Below are 19799 nucleotides of genomic sequence, written 5' to 3'. Positions count from 1 at the left end.
ACTTCTCGCGCCAGTCCTGAGTGCATCGATATCCAACAGCGAGAGGCCGTGGCAGAGTGCGACCGTACCTTTATGGCCCTATCGAGTAATGCCTATTTATGTTGAGAACTGCCATCAAAAAGCTGCACCGTGTCACCCTCCTCCTCTGCGCCATGACTCTTCAGGCCTGCGCCTCCAGCGAGCCGCCTTTGGGGCAGGCGAGTTTTGCCGAGTATCGCCAGCAGACCATTGACTGGATGCAGGAGAACCGCACCTTTCAGACGACCGATCACCCTGCCGAGATCGAATGGAATGCGCCTCGGGAATGGCGGCCCGAAGCGCCAGCCACTCGGGGGATTCTGTTGGTGCATGGCTTGGGCGACTCGCCCTGGTCGTTCAATGACGTCGGCGAGGCGCTCGCCGCGCAGGGGTTTCTGGTGCGCACAGTGTTGCTGCCGGGGCATGGCAGCAAGCCGGCGGACATGCTGGATGTGACGCTCAAGCAGTGGCAGCAGGTGGTGCGCGAGCAGACGCAGCTTCTTGAGCGGGAGGTGCCGACGGTGTATCTGGGCGGGTTTTCGACCGGGGCGAATCTGGTGCTGGATTACGCCTACGAGCACTCGAATATCGCCGGCCTGGTGCTGTTCTCTCCGGCGTTCAAACCGGCGAACACCTACGCGTGGGTCACCCAATACATCGGCTGGTTTAGGCCCTGGCTGGCAAAACCGGATGATGGCGTGCGCCCGATGCAGACGCCGGTCCGCTACCTGAACGTGCCCACCAACGGTTTCGCCCAGTTCTATCGCAGCGCGCTGCTGGCGCAGAAGCATCTCGACAAAGGGGCCTACGACAAGCCGGTCTTCGTCGCCATCACCGAGCACGATTCGGTGCTGGACACCGCTTACGTGCTGGACACCTTCAACGCGCGCTTCATCCATCCGCTCAGCCGGCTGATCTGGTATGGCAACGAACCGGCACCGGGGCAGAAAAACCCGAAGGTAGTGGTCCGCAACGACTTCCTGCCCGAATACCGCATCGCCCGGTTCTCGCACATGGGGCTGATGTTCTCCCCGGCGAATCCGCTGTATGGCGTGAACGGCAGCCAGCGGATCTGCTGGAACGGCCAGTCATCCGCCGACATGCAAAAGTGCCTGAATGGCGAGCCGGTGTGGTATTCCGATTGGGGCTATCGAGAGCCAGGCAAGGTCTTCGCGCGGCTGACGTTCAATCCGTATTTCGAGTGGCAGTCGGGGGTGATGATGGAGGTGCTGGCGTACCCATAGTAGAACCGCGCACGCTTCGTAGGACCGGCTTCAGCCGGGAAAAGGCCGGTGTGAGCGCCACGAATTTTGCGGTGTGACGCCCGACGCTTTCCCGGCTAAAGCCAGTCCTACAGGACGACCGCGTTCAAACAGTAGGACCGGCTTCAGCCGGGAAGAGGCCGGTGTGAGCGCCACACATTTCGAGCGATAAAGACCTTCACTCAACCGGCGCCAGCCGTTCTCGGCTGTTGCTCAGGTGCGTCCACATCGCGGCGCGGGCGGCGTCGGGGTCCTGGCGGCGGATGGCGGCGAGGATGGCTTCGTGTTCGAGGTTGGCCAGATACGCACTGTGGGTGAGGCTCGCGCCGGCCCGTTCGCTGGTGGCAATGCGGCTGCGGGGGATGACGGCGATGCCGAGGTTTTGCAGGATCTCCACGAAATAAGGATTGCCGGTCGCTTCGGCGATCAGCAGATGAAAGCGCCGGTCTGCTTCGACGCAGCTGTCCTCCTTGGCCAGCAGGTCCTGATAATCATCCAGCGCGGCGCGCATCGCCGTCAGCTGGGCCTGACTCCGGCGTTGCGCGGCCAGGGCGACGGCCTGGGTTTCCAGGCCCATGCGCAGCTCGATAATGTGCCGCACACTGAACGCCGTCTCCACCTTCAGGTGCAGCCCGCTCTGCTCCGAACGCGCCAGCACGTAGGTGCCTTTACCCTGATGGGTCTCGACCAGCCCGGACGCCTGCAATTTGGAAATCGCCTCACGCACCACCGTGCGGCTTACGCCGTGCTCGCGGACAATCTCGCTCTCGGACGGCAGTTTCGCGCCGGGCGCAATGGTGCCCATCAAAATCCGCTGACTCAGGTCGGTGACCAGGTCCGTCGCCAGGCTGTGTTGGCGTCGCTTGGGTGGCAAGGGTCCGGTGCTGTTCAAAAAAGGTCGTCCTATAAGTATTGAAATAACGACGGCTGGCAACGCCTGCCGTCCACTTGTATTTTCCTGACACCCCAGGCTCGTCACTCGTATCAAACCACTCGCTGGAAACCCAAGGCGATACGACCGGGGCCCTTGGAAACACAGCCACTCAGCACCCCACACCCACTCATCCAACTTGTCAGACAAGCGAGACTAGCCCGACGAAATACTTCCCGCAAGCCCCGCAAATACGGTTGCCAAGGCGATCATTACTTGTATGATGACTGGCAACAGGGCCTACACACCTTGTCACACACAACTTGCTTAATTACCCGCATAAAAATAATCAGTGGGAGTTACCAGAGTGAACACATCCTCATCACGGGCGGATGACGCCACCGATTCCGTCCTGCAATCGGCGGTTTCGAAAGTCAAACGACACATCCTGCCGCTGTTCGTCATCATGTTCATCGTCAACTACATCGACCGGGTCAACATCGGCTTCGTGCGTAGTCACATGGAACATGACCTGGGTATCGGCGCGGCCGCCTACGGCTTCGGTGCCGGCCTGTTCTTCATCGCGTATGCGATGTTTGAAGTCCCCTCCAACATCCTCCTGCAGAAAGTCGGCGCGCGCATCTGGCTGACCCGCATCATGCTGACCTGGGGCATCGTCGCGGCGTGCATGGCGTTCATCCAGACCGAAACCCACTTCTACATCCTGCGCTTCTTGCTGGGCGTGGCCGAAGCCGGGTTCTTCCCGGGCGTGATCTACTACTTCACGCGCTGGTTGCCCGGCGTCGAGCGTGGCAAGGCCATCGCCATCTTCCTCAGCGGCTCGGCCTTTGCGTCGGTGATCTCCGGCCCGCTCTCCGGCCTGCTGCTGCAGATCGACGCGCTGGGCTTCCACGGCTGGCAGTGGATGTACTTCATCGAAGGCATGTTCTCCGTCGGCCTGTGCTTCTTCGTCTGGTTCTGGCTTGACTCCAAACCCCACGACGCGAAATGGCTGACCGAGGCCGAGAAAGACGCGCTGGTCAACACCATCGACGCTGAACAGAAAGCTCGCGAAGCGGCCAACCCGGTCAAGCTGTCCATCGGCAAACTGCTCAAGGACCCGCAGATCATCCTGTTCTGCCTGATGTACTTCTTCATCCAGCTGACGATCTACGCGGCGACGTTCTGGCTGCCGAGCATCATCAAGAAGATGGGCGATCTCACCGACTTCCAGGTCGGTCTGTTCAACTCGATCCCGTGGTTCATCGCCATCGTCTGCATGTACGGTTTTGCCTCGCTGTCGGCCAAGTGGAAACACCAGCAGGCGTGGGTTGCCGTGGCCCTGTTGATCGCGGCGGCCGGAATGTTCATGTCGACCACGGGCGGTCCGGTGTTCGCCTTCGTCGCCATCTGCTTCGCGGCGATGGGCTTCAAATCGGCATCGTCGCTGTTCTGGCCGATCCCCCAGGGCTATCTGGATGCACGGATCGCCGCCGGCGTCATCGCGTTGATCAACTCGGTGGGCAACCTCGGCGGCTTCGTTGCGCCGACCACCTTCGGCATCCTCGAACAGCAGACCGGTTCGATCCAGGGCGGCCTTTATGGCCTGACCGTCACCTCGATCATCGCCGCCATTCTGGTGTTTACCGTGCGCACGACGCCCAAGCCCGGCGCGGTGCCGGTGGCCAAGGTCGACGTCACACCCAGCCACACTTGAGCCAAGCGCTTGGGCCCTGAGCTCTGAGCAATGAAGACCGTAAAGACAGCGCCCCCGCCGCGCTGGGTACTCACAAGGATTTAGACATGAACACACAGCATTCCGGCAGCACCCCCGTCATCACCGACATGCAGGTCATTCCGGTGGCCGGCCACGACGACATGCTGCTCAACCTCAGCGGCGCCCACGGTCCGTATTTCACCCGCAATATCGTCATCCTCAAGGACAACGCCGGCCACACCGGCGTGGGTGAAATCCCTGGCGGTGAGAAAATCCGCCAGACCCTCGAAGACGCCCGCTCCCTGGTGGTCGGCAGCAGCATCGGCAACTACCAGAAGATCCTCAACGACGTGCGCCGCACCTTCGCCGAGCGCGATGCCGGCGGTCGCGGCCTGCAGACCTTCGACCTGCGCATCACCATCCACGCGGTCACCGGCATTGAAGCTGCAGTGCTGGATCTGCTCGGTCAGCACCTTGAGGTGCCGGTCGCGGCGCTGCTCGGCGAGGGCCAGCAGCGTGACGAAGTGAAGATGCTCGGTTACCTGTTCTACGTCGGTGACCAGACGAAAACCAACCTGCCCTATCGCACCGAAGCCGACGCGGACAACGAGTGGTTTCGCGTCCGCCACGAAGAAGCCCTGACCCCGGAAGCCGTCGTGCGTCTGGCCGAGGCGGCTTATGCGCACTACGGTTTCGAGGACTTCAAGCTCAAGGGCGGCGTGCTCAGCGGCGATGCGGAAATCGAAGCGGTGACGGCGCTGGCCGAACGTTTTCCGAAAGCGCGCATCACCCTCGACCCGAACGGCGCCTGGTCACTGAAAGAAGCGGTGCGTCTGTGCCGCGATCAGCACAAGGTGCTGGCCTACGCCGAAGACCCCTGTGGCGCAGAGAACGGTTATTCGGGCCGCGAAGTGATGGCTGAATTCCGTCGCGCCACCGGCCTGCGTACCGCCACCAACATGATCGCCACCGACTGGCGCGAAATGGGTCATGCCATCCAGCTTCAATCTGTGGACATCCCGCTCGCCGACCCGCACTTCTGGACCATGCAGGGTTCGGTGCGCGTCGCGCAGATGTGCAACGAATGGGGCCTGACCTGGGGCTCGCACTCCAACAACCACTTCGATATCTCCTTGGCGATGTTCACCCACGCGGCCGCCGCTGCGCCGGGCAACATCACCGCCATCGACACCCACTGGATCTGGCAGGACGGCCAGCGCCTGACCAAGGCGCCGCTGCAGATCATCGGCGGCAGCGTTCAGGTGCCGAAGAAGCCCGGGCTGGGGGTCGAGATCGACATGGACCAGGTGGCCAAGGCCCACGAGCTGTACAAAGGCATGGGCCTCGGCGCGCGGGATGACAGCGTGGCGATGCAGTTTCTGGTGCCCAACTGGACGTTCAACAACAAGCAGCCGTGTCTGGTTCGCTGATTCAGTGATTTCAACCGGTCAACCTCCCACTGGACGGGCCGGTTAACAGATTCACCTAAACTGCCAAATGGCGACCGGCGCGTAACCCCTTGCGCGCCGTTTTTCTTCATCATCTGCTGTAGCGGCCGCGTGCTACTGTTCGCGCATCTCACTGCCGTGAATTCCTCTATGTCCCGCCTTGCCAAGACCCACCCCCGCCTGACCATCGCCACCCTTGTGGGCGTCGCTGCCGGTATCGCCAGCGCGTTCGTCGCCCCCGACATTTCAGTCATCAGCAAATGCCTGATCGGCTGGAACGTCGCCGGCTGGCTGTACATGGCGATGATCATGCGCCGCACCTTCAAATCCAGCGCGGAGGACGTGCGCCGGGTGGCCGAAATCGAGGACGAAAACGCCGGCGTGGTGCTGTTCGTCGTCTGCGTGGCGGCCATTGCCAGCCTGGCGGCAATCATCCTCGAACTGGCCGGCATTCAGGACATGAAGGACGCCGATAAAGCGCTGCATTACGCCTTCACCGGCTTCACCATCCTCGGCTCCTGGCTGCTGATCGGCGTGGTCTTCAGCCTGCACTACGCCCGGGTGTTCTACACCTGGAACGGCGACAAGCCGGCGTTGCGCTTTGCCGATGGCGAAGAGAACCCGGACTACTGGGACTTTCTGTATTTCTCCTTCACCTTGTGCGTTGCGGTGCAGACCTCCGACGTCGGCGTCGCCACGCGCGGCCTGCGCAAAGTGGTGCTGGCGCAGTCGCTGATCGGGTTCGTGTTCAACACCTCGATTCTGGGGTTCTCGATCAACATCGCGGCGGGGTTGTTTAACTGACATTCAGCGCAGGTACCAGCACCTTCACGAGCAAGCTCACTCCCACACACGGACTTCCAGACCGCCCCGCGCAGGCGTACTGTGACCGCCACAAATCCAACATCGCTGCTGAACGAGGCCTCGCTCAATGACTCAGGATTCCGGGCTGAAGATTGCCGTACTCGACGACTGGCAATCGGTCGCCGAACACGTTGTGGACTGGACCGTATTGCAGCGGATCGGCGAGGTCAGTTTTCTCCATGACTACCCGGCGGATACCGACGCCATGGTCGCCCGCCTCAAGGACTTTCAGATCCTCTGCGTGATGCGCGAGCGCACGGTTTTCGATGACGCCCTGCTCAGTCAGCTGCCGAACCTGAAACTGCTGGTGACCGGCGGCATGCGCAACGCGGCGCTGGACCTCAAGGCCGCCGCGCGCCTGGGCATCACCGTGGTCGGCACCGACAGCTATAAGTACGCGGCGCCTGAACTGACCTGGGCGCTGATCATGGGCGTGACCCGCAACCTGGTCGACGAAGCCAATTCCCTGCGCGCGGGCGACTGGCAGATCGGCATCGGCAGCGACTTGTACGGCAGGACCCTGGGCATCGTCGGGCTGGGCAGCATCGGCCAGAAAATCGCCCGCTACGGCAAGGCTTTCGACATGAAGGTGATCGCCTGGAGCGAGAACCTCACCGCTGAACGGGCCGCCGAGCATGGCGTGACCTACGTCAGCAAGCAGGAACTGTTCGAGCAAGCGGACGTGGTCTCGGTGAACTTGGTGCTCAGCGAGCGCAGCCGCGGGCTGGTCGATGCCGATTCGCTAAACCGCATGAAGCCGACGGCGTATCTGGTGAACACCGCCCGCGGGCCGATCGTCGACGAGGACGCGCTGATCGAGGTGCTCAAACAGAATAAAATCGCCGGCGCCGCCCTGGACGTTTACAGCGTCGAGCCGCTGCCCGCCGATCACCCGTTTCGCACGTTGCCCAACGTCCTGGCCACACCCCACGTGGGCTACGTGACCGAGAACAACTACCGGATGTTTTTCAACCAGATGATCGAGGCCATTCAGGCCTGGCACGCCGGCGCGCCGATCCGCGTGTTGGCCTGACCGCGAACCGACTCATTGCCCCAAGACTCACTGCATCAAGGACTCAGATGATGACCACGCCGCTTTCCCGATTGCCCTCCGACCCACGCGCCGCGTTGCTGGTGATCGACATGCAATACGACTTCATGCCCGGCGGCGCGCTGGTCGTGGCCGAAGGCGATGCCCTGGTGCCGTTGATCAACCGCCTCGGCGCGCAGTTTCGCAACGTGGTCATGGCCCAGGACTGGCACCCGCGCGGGCATGTGTCGTTTGCGTCGAGCCACGCCGGGCGCGCGCCGTTTGACAGCATCACCCTGCCCTACGGCGCGCAGACGCTGTGGCCCGATCACTGCGTGCAAGGCAGCCACGGTGCCCGGTTGCACGCCGACCTGGACATCACCCACGCACAGTTGATCCTGCGCAAGGGCTGCAACGCCGGCATCGACAGCTATTCCGCGTTTGTCGAAGCCGACCGCACCACGCGCACCGGGCTGGCCGGCTACCTGAGCGAGCGTGGCATCGACAGCGTGTTCGTGGTCGGCCTCGCCCTGGATTTCTGCGTGGCCTGGACCGCGCTGGACGCCAGGGCGGCGGGTTTCAACACCTGGGTGATCGCCGATGCGTGCAAGGCCATCGACCTGAACGGCTCGCTGGACCAGGCCTGGAAAGACATGGCCCTCGCGGGCGTCAACCGGATCGACAGTGCAGAGCTGACTGACTAGATGGCTCAATCCTGCCCTTCTGCAAAGCGCTTCAACCCTTCCCCCTCCATCCGGTAGCGCACCCACTCGTCCTGGGGCTCGGCGCCGATCGATTTATAGAAGTCGATCGCCGGCTGGTTCCAGTCCAGCACGCTCCATTCCAGACGGCCGCAGCCGCTGTCCTGGGCGATCCGGGCCAGATGGCGCAGCAGCTTCTTGCCCGCGCCGACACCCCGCTGCGCGGCCGACACGTACAGATCCTCAAGGTACAGGCCCTTGCGACCCAGCCAGGTGGAGTAGCTCAGGAAGTACACGGCGAAACCGATGGGCTGGCCCTCCAGCAGACAGATCAGCGCCTTGGCCGGAGAGGCTTCGTCGAACAGACTGCGCTCGATGTCGGCGACACTGGCCTTGACCTCGTGCTCGGCTTTTTCGTAGATCGCAAGCTCGGTGATGAAGCCCAGAATGACGGCGGCGTCGGCACGGGCGGCGTCGCGAATGTGAAGGGTCAAAAGAGGTTCTCCCACATCAATGAAAAGGCTGCCGCCGTTGGCGAACGACGGGTAACGGATTGTGTCTCAAGCAGCAGCGCCGCGCAGCAAGCTTGTGCAAGCGAACCGTCGCCTCCCGAGCACTCTTGAACCGAGCACTCTCCCAAAGAACACGTTTCAACGTGCACTGACACCCAAAGGATCGCCATGGAACACGAACCAGACGGCAAGACCCCCGGCCTGACGCCGGAAGAAGAACGCGACATCGACGAAAACCAGCCGCCCCGGGCCGCCGTCCTTCACGAAACCATCCGCATGCAGGGCGATCAGGAACTGGAGCGTAACGTCGCTGCACTGTTCTGGTCGGCACTCGCGGCCGGGCTGACCATGGGCCTGTCCCTGATGGCGATGGGGTTGTTGAACTCGCGACTGCCCGATGCCGAAGGTTTCAAAGTCATCGCCAGCCTCGGTTACAGCGCAGGGTTTCTGGCGGTGATTCTTGCTCGTCAGCAACTGTTCACCGAAAACACCCTGACTGCCGTGTTGCCAGTGATGAGCAAGCCGACGCTGAACAATGTCGTGCGTCTGTTGCGGCTGTGGACCGTGGTGCTGGTGGGCAACCTGTGCGGCACGTTGCTGGTGGCCTACGTCATGCTGCATCTGCCGATCTTCGACACCAAGACCGATCAGGCCTTCCTCGAAATCGGCCGCAAGGTGATGGAGAACGACACCTGGCAAATGTTCTCCAAAGGCATCATTTCCGGCTGGATGATCGCCACCATGGTGTGGATGATCCCGTCCATGGAAAGCGCGAAAATCGGCATCATCGTGATGATCACCTACCTGATGGCGCTGGGGGATTTCACCCACATTGTCGTTGGCTCGGCTGAGGTGTCTTATCTGGTGTTCGCCGGCGAACTGCCGTGGAAGGATTTCTGGATGATCTTCGCCGGCCCGACACTGGCCGGTAACATCATCGGCGGCAGCTTCATTTTCGCGTTGATCAGCCATGCGCAGATCCGCAGCGAAGGCGAAACGCCGGACAAGAAAGGCAAGAAGAAAGCGCTGGACGAAAAGCTGAAGCAAGAGCTGGGTCAGCCCAAAGCAGAATCGGATCGCAAAGGCGCGTAAGGCAACTGTAGGAGTGACCGGGGTGGCGCTCCACCTTGCTCGCGAAGCGTCCGACCAGACAAAACATGGTCGCCTGACGGAATGCATTCGCGAGCAAGCTCACTCCCACTAATTGACAGCACGATCAGAATTCTCCAGCGTGCCCCCTCCCCTCGGCTAGCACCAAAAAGTCCCTCATGCCCTTCTTAAATTATTTTTAAGAAATCCCGACTACGTTTAAAGGCAAAATGCAGGCTTCTGTCCTCTCACGTGGCCCTGACCTCACATGACGCGAATTCTGACAATCGAAGACGATGCCGTCACCGCGAAGGAAATCGTTGCCGAACTGAGCAGCCACGGCCTGCAAGTGGACTGGGTCGACAACGGTCGCGAGGGCCTCGTCCGTGCGGTCAGCGGCGATTACGACCTGATCACCCTCGACCGCATGCTGCCGGAAGTCGACGGCCTGGCGATTGTCACCACCATGCGCGCCCTGGGCATTGCCACGCCCATTCTGATGATCAGCGCGCTGTCGGACGTCGATGAGCGGGTGCGAGGGCTGCGTGCCGGTGGCGATGATTACCTGTCCAAACCCTTCGCCTCCGATGAAATGGCCGCGCGCGTGGAAGTCCTGCTGCGCCGCAGCAATCCGGTGACCCAGGCCGAGACCATGCTCAAGGTCGCCGACCTCGAACTCAATCTGATCACCCGCGAAGCCAGCCGCGCCGGGCAGCCCCTTAACCTGCTGCCGACCGAATACAAGCTGCTGGAATTCCTGATGCGCAACAGCGGGCAGATCATCACCCGCATGATGATTTTCGAAGAAGTCTGGGGTTATCACTTCGACCCGGGCACCAACCTGATAGACGTGCACATCGGTCGCTTGCGCAAGAAAATCGATCCCCCTACCCTGACGCCGCTGATACGTACCGTTCGAGGCTCAGGTTATGTCATTGCCGAACCCGTCTAAGGGCTGGCGCTCCTCCAGCAGCCGGCTGCTGGCGCTGTACAGTTTCCTGTTTGTGGCCTGGAGCAGCATCCTCATGGGGGTGCTGTACTGGGAAGTCACCAGTTACCTCAACACCCTTGCCCGCCACTCGTTGATGCAGCGCCAACAGTTGTTCTCGCGCTTTGAAGGCGCGCAGCTCGACGATGCGTTGCGCACCAGCGACAAATTCGACATGCGCTCGGTCGACGCCTACGGCCTGTTCGACAAGGACATGAAGCCCATCAGCGGCCCGATCCAGAGCATTCCCGACGGCCTCAAGCTGACCGGCGAAATCCAGGAACTGAACACCTGCATCGATTCCGACGACCCGGACCTGCCCAGCTCGGGCTGCGACGCCGTGGCGATCCATACGCTGGATGATCGCTGGCTGATTCTGGTGCGCGACAACGGTTCGCTGTTCGCTGTGACCACGCTGATCCTGCGCGCGCTGCTGTGGGGAATTTCGCTGACGATCATTCCGGGCATCGCCGGCTGGCACCTGCTGGGACGCCGGCCGCTGCAGCGCATCCGGGCGATCCAGGCCAGCGCCGAAGCGATCGTCACCGGCGACCTGGCCCGCCGCCTGCCCGTCTCGGACCGACGCGACGAGCTGGACATGCTCGCCGACATCGTCAACGCCATGCTCGACCGCATCGAGCGCCTGATGAACGAGGTCAAGGGCGTCTGCGACAACATCGCCCACGACCTGCGCACCCCGCTCACCCGGCTGCGCGCGCAGCTTTATCGAATCCAGCAGCAGTCCCCGGAAGACTCGGCGCTGGGCGAGCAGATGGCCCAGGTGATCGCCGACGCCGACACACTGATGGCGCGCTTTCGCGGATTGCTGCGGATTTCCGAACTGGAAGATCACCAGCGGCGTTCGGCTTTCGGTCAGCTGGACCCGCAGCCGCTGTTGCAGGAGCTGCACGATTTCTACCTGCCGCTGGCCGAAGAAGGCCGTGTCTCGTTGCAGCTGAAAGTCGCCGAGCGCCTGCCGCCGATGGTGGGTGATCGGGCCCTGCTGTTCGAGGCGCTGTCGAACCTGCTGAGCAACTCGATCAAATTCACCCCGCCGGGCGGGCAAGTGCTGCTCATCGCCCGCGCCGAAGGTGACACCACCTTCATCGAAGTACAGGACACCGGCCCCGGCATCCCCGACGCCGAACGCGAAGCGGTGTTCAAGCGCTTCTATCGCAGCGAAAACGGCAATCAGCAAAGCGGCTTTGGCCTGGGATTGTCCATCGTCGCCGCCATCGTCAACCTCCACGGCTTCAAACTGCGCATCGGCAGCAGCCCGTCCGGCGGCGCGAGCCTGGTGCTGGAATGCCGACGGGTGTTGGCGTTGGGGTAAAAAGACTGGGGCTGCAAGCTGCAAGCTGCAAGCAAAACGACAAAGCCGCCTCGAGGGCGGCTTTGTTAATTGGGGGCGGGGTTACATTTTCCGGGCTTGCTCGATGATCTTTTCCTGCCGCGCCCAGGCTTTCTCCATGACCTCCAGATAAACCCGTTCCTTCTCCTCGAAGGTGGCGTTGCGGACGAAGTCGGAAAACGGCGTCGACTTCACTGTTTTGAGTTTTTGTGGAGTAGCCATTATTCGTACCTCCTGGAATTCAGCCTGCGTTCAAGCGATGCCCGATCATAGGTTTCGGGTATGTGGGTGTCAATTTGCTGGATGTTCTGCCGGTAAGACTTGGTAGAACCATCATGATTCTTGATAAAAACATCCACGGTCACTGCATGGCCAAACTCGTATTTCAAACGGTTCACCACCTCCCGAGCCGCAAAGTATTGATCCACGAACCCCTGCATAGGGATGTTCCGGCCCTCCACTTTCTCGCGCGCCTGAACGAACTCCCAGGCTCTCTCGGGGTTTTGATAGACATAGAGCACCAACACGAACCGACCCCGCTTGAGCGAGCGCCGGATGTTGAGTGAAACCGTGTCGAAATTCGATGCCGTGCCGTCCAGCAGAAACGATTGCTGCAGCCGCAACGCCTCATCGTGAACGGCAGACACCAAAACAGAAACCGCTCGTTGAAACAGAGAAGAATTACTTCCCGTGTAGCCCGGCAATTCGGCGCGATAGGTATCCGGGTCGATCCGCAGCACTGATCCGCCGAATCGGCCGAGAAACTCCAGGGATGCTTCGGTTTTACCAGCCCCGGGTGAGCCCGCCATAAACACCGATACAGGCGAATCCTCCGAAAGGTATATCGAAGGATCCGTCAGCCTCTTTGCAATCTCCTTCCTGTTCGCCTTGGCAAAAACAACAGCCTCTTCTGATATCCGTCGATCATCCGTATCCACAGTCACCCATCCTTTTATGAAGTCACGACAGTCCAGCGCCGCGCAGTATTCACGGGCGCTTCGACTGCGCCTATCCGACGTCACAAAACGAAACAGGATGCGCTGGTGAGCATTCACCGATGTGGATTCGTGCACACTGCCACGCAGCAAACACGAATCCTGTGGGAGCGAGCTTGCTCGCGAATAGGCCGGTACAGCCGCTCATTATCCGGCAGCCGGAATGCCGTCTTCGTGAGCAAGGTAGGTCGCCACCCCGGTCACCCCCCACATGGATCAGGTGTGCCGCGTGACAGTGCGCGACATCACCCGAACCACAAAGCAGCTTCCCCATCACCCCGGCATACAGGTGAAATCCACGCTGTGCCCCAGGGATTTCCCTTTCGCATCCTCAAGCTTCACCCGGTATTCCTCGCCCAGACTCGACTCCACCAGCTTGTAATGCTCGCCTGCCTGGAACTGGTCGTATTTGATGCCGGTCTGGCAGTTCATCTCATCATTGTCGCCGCTGCGTTCGACGATCAGGTTGACGTCGAGGGTATGGACGCCGGGTTTGACTTCGAAGAAGCGCCCGTCATTCAGGCGCTTGCCGTCCAGGTCCTCGGCCATCAGCACGTCGGCGGGCTGTTCCTGCAAGCTGATCCACGCCTCGCCCGGGTCGGCTTTGGGCATGGGACCGGCGCAGGCGGACAGCACCGCAACCAGGCTGAACATCGGGACCAGCAATAACGATGTGGCTTTCATGACACGACCTCGGCAGTTGAAAAAATCCCTGATGTGCAGGGTGAATTTCGAGGTGCGCAGGGTGCGTGGGCCACGGATGAACAACAAATGAATCCCCCATGAAAGCGCCATGCTCGCCGCACTAACGATTTGTTCATCTGGCTGAAAGCCGCGTGTTAGGTACGTCCCCCAAGACTGCGCCCATTCGAAATGGGAGGTTTACGGCATGCTCGGGCTGGTCAGGACTGCATTGCTAAAGCCGTACACGTTTATCGTGTTGGCGATTTTCATCTGTATTGTCGGGCCGATGGCGGCCCTTAAAACGCCCACCGATGTGTTTCCGGACATCGGCATTCCAGTGGTCGCGGTGGCCTGGCAATACGCCGGGCTGTCGCCGGATGCCATGGCCGGTCGGGTGATCTACACCTACGAGCGCTCGCTGAGCACCACGGTCAACGACATCGAACACATCGAGTCGCAGTCGCTGCCCGGCATGGGCATCGTCAAGATTTTCTTTCAGCCGGGCGTGGATATCCGCACCGCCAACGCCCAGGTCACGGCGGTCTCACAGACCGTGCTCAAGCAAATGCCGGCGGGCATCACGCCGCCGCTGATCCTCAACTACAGCGCCTCGACCGTGCCGATCCTGCAGATGGCCTTTTCCAGCCCGACGCTGTCGGAAGCGAAGATTCGCGACCTGGTGCAGAACAGCGTCCGCCTGCCCCTCAGCGCCGTGCCGCGGCTGGCGATGCCGACGCCCATGGGCGGCAAGCAGCGGCAGATCACCCTGGACCTCGACCCGCAGGCGCTGGCCGCCAAAGGCCTGTCCGCGCAAGACGTCGGCAACGCACTGGCCGCCGGTAACCAGATCATCCCGGTGGGCACGGCGAAGATGGGCAGCGACGAATACACTGTGCTGCTCAACAACAGCCCCAAGGCCATCGACGAACTCAATGACCTGCCGATCAAGACCGTCGACGGCGCGCTGATCACCATCGGCCAGGTGGCCCACGTGCGCGACGGTTCGCCGCCGCAGACCAATATCGTGCGCGTTGATGGCCGCCGCGCCGTGCTGATGCCGGCACTGAAGAACGGCAACATCTCAACCCTGTCCATCGTCGACAACATCCGCAACATGCTGCCGCTGATCAACGAGACCCTGCCGCCCGCCCTGAAAACTTCGTTGCTGGGCGATGCCTCGGTGTTCGTCAAAGCGTCGGTGGGGAGTGTGGCCCGGGAAGGCATCATCGCCGCCTTGCTGACCAGCGTGATGATTCTGCTGTTTCTCGGCAGCTGGCGCTCGACGCTGATCATCGCGGCGTCAATTCCCCTGGCGGTGCTCTCGGCCATCGCGCTGCTTTCCGTGACCGGACAAACCCTGAACGTGATGACCCTCGGCGGCTTGGCGCTGGCGGTGGGGGTTCTGGTGGACGACGCAACGGTGACCATCGAGAACATCAACTGGCACCTGGAGCAGGGCAAGGCGGTGAAGGACGCGATCATGGACGGTGCGCGGCAGATCGTCGGCCCCGCGTTCGTGTCGCTGCTGTGCATCTGCATCGTCTTCGTGCCGATGTTCATGCTGCAAGGGATCGCCGGTTATTTGTTCCGGCCGATGGCGCTGGCGGTGATCTTCGCCATGGCCAGCTCGTTCCTGCTGTCGCGCACCCTGGTGCCGACCCTGGCGATGTTTCTACTCAAACCCCACGTGCTGGAAACCGGCCCGGGCCATCACCCGGAAGACCCGTTCATCAATCACCACGAAGGCGATCAGCATGGCCGACAAGGCAACCTGATCCTGCGCGGCGCGTTGAAGTTTCAGCAGGGTTTCGAGGCACGTTTCTCAACGATTCGCGACACCTACCACGGCCTTCTTGGGCTGGCATTGCAGCGGCGAAAAGCGTTTCTCCTCGGCTTTCTCGCCTGCGTGCTCGCCAGTTTTGCGCTGCTGCCCAGCCTGGGCGAAGACTTCTTCCCGGCCACCGACGCCGGCGCGCTGTCGATGCACGTGCGCCTGCCACTGGGCACGCGCATCGAAGAAAGCGCGGCGGCGTTCGACCGCATCGAGCAGCGCATCCGCGAGATCATCCCGGCGGATGAGCTGGACACGGTGATCGACAACATCGGCATCCCCCTGAGCGGCATCGACATGGCCTACAGCAGCAGCGGCACCATCGGACCGCAGGATGGCGACATTCAGGTCACCCTCAAGGCCGATCACGCGCCAACCGCCGATTACGTCAAACGCCTGCGCGAAGCCCTGCCGCAAAGCTTCCCCGGCAGCCAGTTCGCCTTCATGCCCGCCGACATCAGCAGCCAGATCCTCAACTTCGGCGCCCCGGCTCCGCTGGACCTGAAAATCTCCGGCCCCAACGGCGACGCCAACCGCGCCTACGCACTGGAACTGCAGCGCCTTTTGCAACATGTGCCGGGCATCGCCGACCTGCGCATTCAGCAATCCACCGGTTACCCGTCGTTGCAGGTGAACGTCGATCGACTGCGGGCCAAGCAACTGGGGATCACCGAAAAAGACGTCACCACCAGCCTCGGCGCTTCCCTGGCCGGGACCTCCCAAGTGGCGCCGACGTACTGGCTGAACCCGAAAAACGGCGTCTCGTATTCGGTGGTCGCGGCGACACCGCAGTACCGTCTCGACAGCCTGCCGAGCCTCGAAGCCCTGCCGATTACCGGCAGCAACGGGCAGTCGCAGATTCTCGGCGGCCTGGCGACGATCAGCCGCGCCGACAGCCCGGCGGTGGTCACCCACTACAACATTCAGCCGACCCTGGACCTGTTCGCCAACGTGCAGGGCCGCGACCTCGGCGGCGTGGCGGCGGACATCCAGAAGGTCATCGACGAGACCGCGCACCTGCGGCCCAAAGGCGCGACGGTCAGCCTGCACGGACAGATCGATGCGTTGCATGAAGCGTTCAGCGGTTTGAGCCTGGGCCTGCTCGGCGCGGTAGTGCTGATCTACTTGCTCATCGTGGTCAACTTTCAATCGTGGATCGATCCGTTCGTGATCATCACCGCCCTCCCCGCCGCGCTGGCCGGCATCGTCTGGATGCTGTTCCTCAGCGGCACGTCGCTGTCGGTACCGGCGCTAACCGGGGCGATCCTCTGCATGGGCGTGGCCACCGCCAACTCGATTCTGGTGGTGAGTTTCTGCCGCGAGCGCCTTGCCGAACACGGCGATGCCCTGCTCGCCGCGATGGAGGCTGGCTACACGCGCTTCCGCCCGGTGTGCATGACCGCGCTGGCGATGATCATCGGCATGCTGCCGCTGGCGATTTCCCAGGAACAGAACGCGCCGCTCGGCCGTGCGGTGATCGGCGGCCTGATCCTCGCCACCACTGCGACCCTGCTGTTCGTGCCGGTGGTGTTCAGCCTCGTCCATCGCCACTCAACACCCTTGCCTGCGAATGCCCTTGATGGAGAAACATCCCATGTCGTCTGAACACGCCCCTTCGCGCAAACGCCTGATGTTGCTCGGCATTGGCGGCCTGACTTTGGCGGCGCTGCTGGTCGCCAATGGCCTCGCCGCACGCACCCGCGAGGCACACGCCGTCGACGCCTGGACCGAGCGGCAATCGGTGCCCGTTGTCAGCGTTGTCGTGCCGACCCAAAGCGACCAAGGCAACACCCTGCGCCTGCCCGCGCGCCTCGAGGCCTGGAGCAATGCGGCGATCAACGCGCGGGTCAGCGGTTACCTGAAAGACTGGGACGCCGACATCGGCAGCCATGTGCAGGCCGGTCAGGTACTGGCCCACATCGACAGCCCCGAACTCGACCAGCAACTGGCTCAGGCCCGGGCGCGTCTGGCCCAGCAACACGCCAGCGCGCGCATCGCCCAGACCACGGCGGCACGCTGGCAGCACCTGCTGACAACCCATTCGGTGTCGCAACAGGAAGTGGATGAAAAAGTCTCCACCGCCGTCGCCGCCAATGCCGATGTGCAAGCGGCAAACGCCGACTATCAAAGGATCGTAGCGCTGGAGGATTACAAGACCATTCGCGCGCCATTCAGTGGCACTGTCACCGCGCGCAATACCGACATCGGGCAGTTGATCAAAGCCGATGACGGCGGCGCCCGCCCGCTGTTCAGCCTCGCCGACACCCATCGCCTGCGGCTGTATGTGCCGATCCCGCAGAACTACGCCAGCGTGGTCCGCCCCGGCATGCAGGTTCAGCTAAGCGTGCCCGAGCATCCGGGTCAGACCTACAGGGCGACATTGCTGGGGGATTCCACGGCGGTGGATCCGCGCTCCGGCACCCTGCTGGCCCAGTTCATCGCCGACAACCCGGACGGCGCGCTGATGCCCGGCGACTACGCCGACGCCACGCTGCCGGTAAACAACGCCAGCGGCGGGCTGAGCATTCCGGCCAGCGCGCTGATCTTCCGCGCCAAAGGCACCCAGGTTGCCACCCTCGACCGCACCGGCCATGTGCACCTGCGCGACATCCACATCGCGATGGATCTGGGGGACCGGCTGATCATCGATCAAGGCCTCAAGCCGGCCGATCACGTCATCGATAACCCGCCCGATGCGCTGCGGGAGAACGATGCCGTGCAACTGGCGGACGCCGGAGGTGACCATGCGCACAAGGCTTGAAGCGCTGGCGCTGGCCATTGCCGTGACGCTGCAGGGCTGTTCGCTCGCACCGGTTTATCAGGCGCCGGCGGTTCAACTGCCCGCGCATTTCGCCGAGGACGCCGGCCCCTGGCATCCGGCGCAGCCTGCCGATACGGTGCAAGCCCAGTGGTGGGAAGCGTTCGAGGACGCGCAACTGAATGATCTGCAACAACGGCTGCTCAATGCCAACGCGGATTTGACGGCCGCGCTGGCGCACTACGACGCCGCGCTGGCGTATGCGGCTCAGTTGCACGCGGGGCTGATGCCTCAGGTCAACGCCAGTTTGAGCCCGGTTCGCCAACGGCAGTCGGATCGACGACCACTGCGCAGCGGCACACAGCCCTCGATCTACAACAGCGACACCGCCGGGTTCAGCCTCAATTTCGACCCGGACCTGTGGGGCAAGATCCGCAACCAGGTGGCGGCCGGCGACGCCCAGGCCCAAGCCTCGGCGGACGATCTGGCGGTCGCGCGCCTGAGCCTGCAACGCCAGTTGGCGACGCTGTATGTGCAGGTGCGCGGGCTGGACGCGCAAAGCCGCATCCTGCAGACCTCGCTGGACGATTACACCCAGGCCCTGCAACTGACCGGCGATCGCTACGAGGGGAAGATCGCGTCGGCACTGGACCTGACCCGTGCGCAAAGCCAGCTCGCCGAGGCCCGGGCGCAGCTGGATGACGTCAACGCCCAGCGCGACCTCAGCGAACACGCCATCGCCGAACTGGTGGGCGCGATGCCCGGAGATGTTCATCTGGCCCAGAACGCGCAACCGCTGAAACTGCCCGGCATCCCCCACACTTTGCCCGGCAGCCTGCTGCAACAGCGCCCCGACGTCGCCGCCGCAGAGCGTCGCGTGTTCGCCGCCAACGCCAACATCGGCGTGGCGAAAGCGGCGTGGTACCCGGACTTCAGCCTGACCGGCCTGCTCGGCGGGCAAACCCAGGGCAGCGGCAATCTGCTGGCGGCAGCCAATCGTTACTGGGCGCTGGGGCCGCTGGTCAACCTGCCGATTTTCGACGGCGGCCGCCGCAGCGCGAACGAGCGGCAAGCCAAGGCCGAATTCGAAGAAGCCGCCGCGCACTACCACAGCCAGGTGCTCAAGGCGGTGTGCGAGGTGGAAGACAATCTGGGTCAGCTGCGCGATCTGCAGCGCGAGTCCGAGGACCAGCGCGCCGCCGTCGACGCCGCACAAAGCGCCGAACAGATGGCGATGAGCAGCTACCAGGCCGGGGCCGCGAGTTACCTGGATGTAGTGACCGCGCAAACTGCGGCGCTTCAGGCACAACGGCGGTTGCAGGTGGTTGAGACCAGCAGATTGCAGGCCAGTGTCGGGCTGATGGCGGCGTTGGGTGGGGGGTGGAAAAGCGGGTGAGTTTGTCGGCGCCGGCGCTGATCTTCCCGCTGAAAGATCCCGGGACACGTGGGAGTGACCGGGGTGGCGCTCGATCCTGTTCACGAAGAGGCCGAGGCATTCAGCCACATTTTCTGCCGGCTGAAAGTGAGCCTTCGCGAGCAAGCTCGACTCCCACGGGATGGTGGTTCGGCTCGATATTTCGGCCAGTTCGGGGGACCTGTGGGAGTGAGCTTGCTCACGAAGGGGCCGGGCCATTCAGCCACATTCTCTGCCGGCTGAAAGTGAGCCTTCGCGAGCAAGCT

The 19799-nt window shown here is 62.5% G+C and carries 17 protein-coding genes; 12 read left to right on the top strand and 5 right to left on the bottom strand.

What is annotated here, in order from left to right; all coding sequences use genetic code 11:
- The first annotated feature begins 98 nt into the window (after positions 1 to 98).
- Positions 99 to 1262, top strand: a complete 1164-nt coding sequence (locus SLW75_RS07030) for an alpha/beta fold hydrolase (protein WP_410934014.1) — start codon at positions 99 to 101, stop codon at positions 1260 to 1262.
- A gap of 196 nt (positions 1263 to 1458) precedes the next feature.
- Here the strand turns inward: SLW75_RS07030 and SLW75_RS07025 are convergent, their stop codons facing one another.
- Positions 1459 to 2172 carry a FadR/GntR family transcriptional regulator gene (locus tag SLW75_RS07025; protein ID WP_065988595.1) on the bottom strand — a complete coding sequence of 238 codons (714 nt, stop codon included), beginning with the start codon at positions 2170 to 2172 and terminating at the stop codon, positions 1459 to 1461.
- A 346-nt stretch (positions 2173 to 2518) separates the two neighbouring features.
- Between SLW75_RS07025 and SLW75_RS07020 the strand changes: the two genes are divergently transcribed.
- The 5 genes from SLW75_RS07020 (at position 2519) to pncA (ending at position 7914) form a co-directional block, all read left to right on the top strand.
- Complete coding sequence (locus tag SLW75_RS07020) at positions 2519 to 3868, top strand: MFS transporter (RefSeq protein WP_065988596.1); 1350 nt, start codon at positions 2519 to 2521, stop codon at positions 3866 to 3868.
- An 86-nt stretch (positions 3869 to 3954) separates the two neighbouring features.
- Positions 3955 to 5298 (top strand): glucarate dehydratase, encoded by a 1344-nt coding sequence (gene gudD, locus SLW75_RS07015; RefSeq protein WP_410934013.1) that lies wholly within the window; start codon positions 3955 to 3957, stop codon positions 5296 to 5298.
- A gap of 168 nt (positions 5299 to 5466) precedes the next feature.
- Positions 5467 to 6120 (top strand): DUF1345 domain-containing protein, encoded by a 654-nt coding sequence (locus tag SLW75_RS07010; protein WP_065988598.1) that lies wholly within the window; start codon positions 5467 to 5469, stop codon positions 6118 to 6120.
- A gap of 127 nt (positions 6121 to 6247) precedes the next feature.
- The gene (locus tag SLW75_RS07005) at positions 6248 to 7213 is read left to right on the top strand and encodes a D-2-hydroxyacid dehydrogenase family protein (RefSeq protein WP_065988599.1); all 966 of its coding nucleotides are present in this window, start codon (positions 6248 to 6250) and stop codon (positions 7211 to 7213) included.
- 50 nt (positions 7214 to 7263) lie between these two features.
- Positions 7264 to 7914: a bifunctional nicotinamidase/pyrazinamidase gene (gene pncA, locus SLW75_RS07000; RefSeq protein ID WP_065988600.1), complete on the top strand. Its 651-nt coding sequence runs from the start codon at positions 7264 to 7266 to the stop codon at positions 7912 to 7914.
- Between the two features lie 5 nt (positions 7915 to 7919).
- Here pncA and SLW75_RS06995 read toward each other — a convergent pair whose 3' ends face one another.
- Positions 7920 to 8405: a GNAT family N-acetyltransferase gene (locus SLW75_RS06995; RefSeq protein WP_065988601.1), complete on the bottom strand. Its 486-nt coding sequence runs from the start codon at positions 8403 to 8405 to the stop codon at positions 7920 to 7922.
- A 186-nt stretch (positions 8406 to 8591) separates the two neighbouring features.
- Here SLW75_RS06995 and SLW75_RS06990 point away from each other — a divergent pair, with 186 nt between their 5' ends.
- From SLW75_RS06990 to SLW75_RS06980, 3 genes are all read left to right on the top strand, one after another.
- A complete protein-coding gene (locus tag SLW75_RS06990) occupies positions 8592 to 9515 on the top strand; it encodes a formate/nitrite transporter family protein (RefSeq protein WP_065988602.1) in 924 nt (307 codons plus the stop codon).
- Positions 9516 to 9780: 265 nt separating this feature from the next.
- Positions 9781 to 10464 carry a response regulator transcription factor gene (locus tag SLW75_RS06985; RefSeq protein WP_065988603.1) on the top strand — a complete coding sequence of 228 codons (684 nt, stop codon included), beginning with the start codon at positions 9781 to 9783 and terminating at the stop codon, positions 10462 to 10464.
- Positions 10442 to 11833: a sensor histidine kinase gene (locus SLW75_RS06980; protein ID WP_065988604.1), complete on the top strand. Its 1392-nt coding sequence runs from the start codon at positions 10442 to 10444 to the stop codon at positions 11831 to 11833. The genes SLW75_RS06985 and SLW75_RS06980 overlap by 23 nt, the downstream gene beginning before the upstream one ends.
- An 81-nt stretch (positions 11834 to 11914) precedes the next feature.
- On the opposite strand, the gene SLW75_RS06975 is transcribed toward SLW75_RS06980, so the two are convergent.
- The 3 genes from SLW75_RS06975 to SLW75_RS06965 form a co-directional block, all read right to left on the bottom strand.
- Positions 11915 to 12073, bottom strand: coding sequence for a hypothetical protein (locus tag SLW75_RS06975; RefSeq protein WP_410934012.1), 159 nt, complete (start codon positions 12071 to 12073; stop codon positions 11915 to 11917).
- Positions 12073 to 12939 carry a zeta toxin family protein gene (locus SLW75_RS06970; protein ID WP_410934011.1) on the bottom strand — a complete coding sequence of 289 codons (867 nt, stop codon included), beginning with the start codon at positions 12937 to 12939 and terminating at the stop codon, positions 12073 to 12075. The genes SLW75_RS06975 and SLW75_RS06970 overlap by 1 nt, the downstream gene beginning before the upstream one ends.
- A 180-nt stretch (positions 12940 to 13119) precedes the next feature.
- Positions 13120 to 13530 (bottom strand): hypothetical protein, encoded by a 411-nt coding sequence (locus SLW75_RS06965; protein WP_410934367.1) that lies wholly within the window; start codon positions 13528 to 13530, stop codon positions 13120 to 13122.
- A gap of 205 nt (positions 13531 to 13735) precedes the next feature.
- On the opposite strand from SLW75_RS06965, the gene SLW75_RS06960 reads away from it, so the two are divergent.
- Genes SLW75_RS06960 through SLW75_RS06950 form a run of 3 tightly spaced genes read left to right on the top strand, consistent with a single transcriptional unit; the run spans position 13736 to position 19515 of the window.
- Positions 13736 to 16966 carry an efflux RND transporter permease subunit gene (locus SLW75_RS06960; RefSeq protein WP_410934010.1) on the top strand — a complete coding sequence of 1077 codons (3231 nt, stop codon included), beginning with the start codon at positions 13736 to 13738 and terminating at the stop codon, positions 16964 to 16966.
- Positions 16956 to 18122 carry an efflux RND transporter periplasmic adaptor subunit gene (locus SLW75_RS06955; protein WP_410934009.1) on the top strand — a complete coding sequence of 389 codons (1167 nt, stop codon included), beginning with the start codon at positions 16956 to 16958 and terminating at the stop codon, positions 18120 to 18122. The genes SLW75_RS06960 and SLW75_RS06955 overlap by 11 nt, the downstream gene beginning before the upstream one ends.
- Positions 18106 to 19515 carry an efflux transporter outer membrane subunit gene (locus tag SLW75_RS06950; RefSeq protein WP_410934008.1) on the top strand — a complete coding sequence of 470 codons (1410 nt, stop codon included), beginning with the start codon at positions 18106 to 18108 and terminating at the stop codon, positions 19513 to 19515. Before SLW75_RS06955 ends, SLW75_RS06950 begins: the two co-directional genes overlap by 17 nt.
- Positions 19516 to 19799: the final 284 nt, after the last annotated feature.

This window comes from Pseudomonas sp. W5-01 (genome assembly GCF_046540435.1).
Taxonomy (GTDB): Bacteria; Pseudomonadota; Gammaproteobacteria; order Pseudomonadales; family Pseudomonadaceae; genus Aquipseudomonas; species Aquipseudomonas graminis_B.
This window is presented reverse-complemented; position numbering and strand designations above follow the sequence as displayed.